This is a genomic window from Embleya sp. NPDC005971 (assembly GCF_040629175.1).
Lineage (GTDB): Bacteria > Actinomycetota > Actinomycetes > Streptomycetales > Streptomycetaceae > Embleya.
On the sequence record NZ_JBEXUX010000164.1, the window covers coordinates 1 to 3,571 of the forward strand.

Sequence of the window (3,571 nt, forward strand, 5' to 3'; positions counted from 1 at the left end):
TCCACGCCCTTTTCGACACCCACGTACAACGCCCGCCAGAACGGCGTCCCGCCGTAGAACAACGGCACCTTCGTCCCGTCCCGGCCGTACACCCGATCGCCCTGTGACAGCCTGTCACCCACGCTCGGGAGCCAGGTGATGGTCCCGGGGCCCGCATTGTTTCCGGTGTCGGGGGGCGAACCGCCCTGACCGCCGCCGGAACCCGCACCGCCGGTTGCCGAGCCGCCACCCGGGCCGCTGTTCGAGCCGCCGCCCGAGCCCGAGTTCGGGCCTTGAGGAGGGCTGCCGCCCGAGCCCTGCGACGGCCCCGGGCTTCCGCCGGTCTGCGGCTTGTTCCCACTGCCTCCGCTGCTCCCGTTGTTCCCGTTGCTCCCGCCGGTCGACGTGTTCTCCTTGTCCGGTCCGGGTGCGGCGGCGTTCACGGAGTACGTGCCGGCATAGCCGAGCTTGCCGTCCACGTTCTGCCGGTCGACCAGGTCCGCCCGGGTCACCGGGACCGCGTCCAGTTTCGTGCGATTCACGGAGGCACCGGAGCCGTCGCCGCCGTCGGAGAGCAGCACGGCCACCGCCCCACCTGCCGAGGCCAGCACCAGAGTCACCGCGAGCGCACGTCGGCACCGACGACGACGCCCGCGCGGGTACGCCGTTCGGTCCGATTCGGTCGGCGTGGGAGCCGGTTCCTCGTCGTACCCGTAGTGCCGTGCGGGGTCGATCGAAACCACGAGCCGCCCCTACTTCTTCTTCGTCGGCGGCGGAAGCTTCTTGTTGCACAGGTCCATCGCCGTCTTCACCTTGTCGTCGTTGATGTCCAGCGTGACCATCGCGCCACCCGCGCCGTCGCCCACGTTCACGCCGTTCTCGCGCAGACAGTCCGTGCGCTTGGCCTGCCACTCCTTGAACTTGGGGTCGTTCGGGTCGAAGTCGCTCTTCGGCTGGAACTTCTCACACGCCTTCATCGCTTCCTCGGTCTTGGACGACCCCTCGTCCGCGGACATCGCCTGCATCCGCATCGCGCCGCCCTCACCGGGTTCCGGGTCGGGCATGTCGACCCCGTGCTCGCGCATGCAACCCGCGAACTTGACCATCTGGTCCCGGCGTTCGCCGTCGTCACTCTTGCCCGAGCCGGCCTGGCCACCGCTCGACTCGGCCTTCGCGCCGCCACTGCCACCGCCCGAGGCCACCTTGCTCTCCGGCGAGCCGCCCTCGTCGGCGCAACCGACCGTGGTCAACGCGAGACCACTCGCCAGGACCACCCCGAGCGCCAACCTCAGCGCCAGGGGCCGCCCCGACCGCGCGCGCCCGAACCTCGTCATCACTGCCGCTCCCACCCGTCGTCGCATCCATCGGTCCTGTGCACCCCTCGTCGTCACCGCCGTGACGGCGAGAGGGAGCGACAACAGGTCTACGCACCGACGGGTTACCACGACGTCACCCGGATCGGTTATCCGGAGTTAACACGGGCACGCGTATAACCGATGAGGGTCATCCGAAGTCTGCGAATCGGGCCATTCGCCTGTCGTTCCCAGACGTTCCCGCTCGCCCCCACGCCTTCCGACCCAACCTCCCCGCGCCCATCGGCGGACGGCCGAGCGTCCGCCCGACCGTTGGGAGTTCCGGCCGTGCGGCGGACCCACAGGGCCATGTGCATCGGCGCCGGCTGCGCGCGAGGCGTCCGCCCCGCACCGGCGTCCCGACGTCGTCTCGCGCGGCGTGTCCCACGGCGATGGGACCCGGCCGTCACCACGCCGAACCGCAGCAGTTTCCACCACCACCAACACACGGACGCACCAACACCACTCATCAGCCGACGCATTCGAGAGGTCTTCCCATGGTCGTCGTACCGCTGCTCCTGACCCGCCGCCTCGCGCCCTCCGCAGGCAGCCCGCCCACGTTGCCGGACCACCACTACGATCCCGACCTGTGCGCGAACGTGGTCGCCGACGGCACCCTGCTCGTCCACGCCGCAGACGCGGACCGCGTCGCGGACTACACCTCCACCCAGGAGCCCTCAGGGCTCAAGGCAGACGACTGACCCCTACTCCACCGTCGTAGTCGTGGCTGCCGAGTTCGACCCCGCCGCCGGCACATCTCGACGGCCACGCCAACGCCGCCTGGGACGGCTCACCCGCCAAGGCCCGCCTCACCCGGCCCGGACGAGGCTTCCACCGAGACGGACCCAACGCCGCTCTCGGTGGCCGGAGTCGGCCCGGCCGACGGCCGCCACTCTCGCCTGAGCAATCCGAACACCCACGAGTCGGATACCTCGCCGTTCACGACACAGTCTTCCCGCAGCGTCCCTTCCCGCAAGAATCCGATTTTCTCCAGGACCCGGGCGGATGCCACGTTGCGCGTATCGGTCTCGGCCTGAACCCGATTCAGGTCCAGTGTGTCGAACGCCCACCGCAGCAAGGCGTGCGCGGCCTCCGTCGCGAAGCCGTGGCCCCACATCGCATCGCCGAGGCAGTAGCCCAACGACGCGCTGCGACAGTTCTCGTCCCAGGAGGTCAGACCGCACCAGCCGACGAAGGCCCCGTCGGAAGCACGGTCGATGGCCACCCGGGCCCCGGTGCCGTCGTCCGCCATCTGCCGGCACATCTTGACGAACCGTTCGGCGCGGGCCCGTTCGTGCCACGGCGGGGAGTCCCAGTAGCGCATCACGTAGCTGCTGCGGTGCAGCGCGAAGAGGGGGTCCGCGTCGGCGTCGGTGAAGGGGCGCAGTCGCAGGCGAGGGGTGTGCAGTACCGGGGTGGCCAAAGTCATGCGCACCATCCTGCGTCCTCATGAGGCGGACGGACACCGAATATCCGGTCCGGTCCGCATGACCGAGGCACGCCCGCCTACCGGCAGTTCGTATACGGCACGACTACTCGTCCCGCCCACCGGTGCCCGGCCGTTCGGCGAACCGCGTGGAGGTCGAGTACCGGTCGGGTGGTCACGGTTTCGGAGCGGTGGCCGCGTCGCTGAGTTCCGGAGATGCATGGGGCGGTTTGGGTAGGGAAATGGCGATAGTGAGGCCGCCGTGGTGGTTTGCGGTGGTGGTTATCCGGGCCGCGTGGGCGTGGACGATGGCCTGGACGATGGACAGGCCCAGGCCGGTGCCTCGGGCGGAGCCGGTGCGGTTGGGGCGGAACCGGCGGAACGGCTCGAAGAGTTCGGGGACACGTTCGGCGGGGATCAGCGGGCCGGTGTTGCGGACGCGGAGCGAACCGGCCGAGACGCCGACCGTGACGAAGCCGCCCGGATGGTTGTGTCGTACCGCGTTCTCGACCAGGTTGGTGACCAACTGGCGCAGCAGCAACGGGTCGCCCGACACCACGCTCTCGGCGAGGAGCGCGTCGACCCGGACGCCCGCCTGCTCGGCTGCGGGCTGCGTCTGTCGCAACACGTCGGCGGTCAACTCGTCCAACGCGACCGGCGACGTCTGGACGTTCCCGCGCTCGCTCACCGCCAGGCTCAGCAGTCCGTCGATCAGGTGCTCGGTGCGTCGGTTCAGGGCGAGCAGTTGTTCGCGGGTGTCGATGATGTCCTGTGGTGCGTGGGGGTCGGCGAGGCCGATCTCGATGGCCGTGCG

4 protein-coding genes and 1 pseudogene are annotated in these 3,571 nt (G+C 69.9%); 1 reads left to right on the forward strand and 4 read right to left on the reverse strand.

The window, feature by feature from the left end; all coding sequences use genetic code 11:
- Window positions 1-599, reverse strand: a pseudogene (locus ABZ374_RS48250) (hypothetical protein); the annotation flags it as partial.
- A 132-nt stretch (window positions 600-731) separates the two neighbouring features.
- The gene (locus ABZ374_RS48255; RefSeq protein ID WP_360325131.1) at window positions 732-1,313 is read right to left on the reverse strand and encodes a hypothetical protein; all 582 of its coding nucleotides are present in this window, start codon (window positions 1,311-1,313) and stop codon (window positions 732-734) included.
- A 515-nt stretch (window positions 1,314-1,828) separates the two neighbouring features.
- Between ABZ374_RS48255 and ABZ374_RS48260 the strand changes: the two genes are divergently transcribed.
- Window positions 1,829-2,032: a hypothetical protein gene (locus tag ABZ374_RS48260; protein ID WP_360325134.1), complete on the forward strand. Its 204-nt coding sequence runs from the start codon at window positions 1,829-1,831 to the stop codon at window positions 2,030-2,032.
- A gap of 89 nt (window positions 2,033-2,121) precedes the next feature.
- On the opposite strand, the gene ABZ374_RS48265 is transcribed toward ABZ374_RS48260, so the two are convergent.
- Both ABZ374_RS48265 and ABZ374_RS48270 read right to left on the reverse strand, forming a co-directional pair.
- Entirely contained in the window at window positions 2,122-2,760 is a 639-nt protein-coding gene (locus ABZ374_RS48265; RefSeq protein ID WP_360325137.1) for a GNAT family protein, read from the reverse strand.
- Between the two features lie 172 nt (window positions 2,761-2,932).
- A partial coding sequence (locus ABZ374_RS48270) for a HAMP domain-containing sensor histidine kinase (protein WP_360325140.1) occupies window positions 2,933-3,571 on the reverse strand: 639 nt, incomplete at its 5' end.

Bases quoted from the DNA above. Each gene is read 5' to 3' on its own strand.
- ABZ374_RS48260 (WP_360325134.1), top strand. From the start codon at position 1,829: ATGGTCGTCGTACCGCTGCTCCTGACCCGCCGCCTCGCGCCCTCCGCA.
- ABZ374_RS48265 (WP_360325137.1), bottom strand. From the start codon at position 2,760: ATGACTTTGGCCACCCCGGTACTGCACACCCCTCGCCTGCGACTGCGC.
- ABZ374_RS48255 (WP_360325131.1), bottom strand. From the start codon at position 1,313: ATGACGAGGTTCGGGCGCGCGCGGTCGGGGCGGCCCCTGGCGCTGAGG.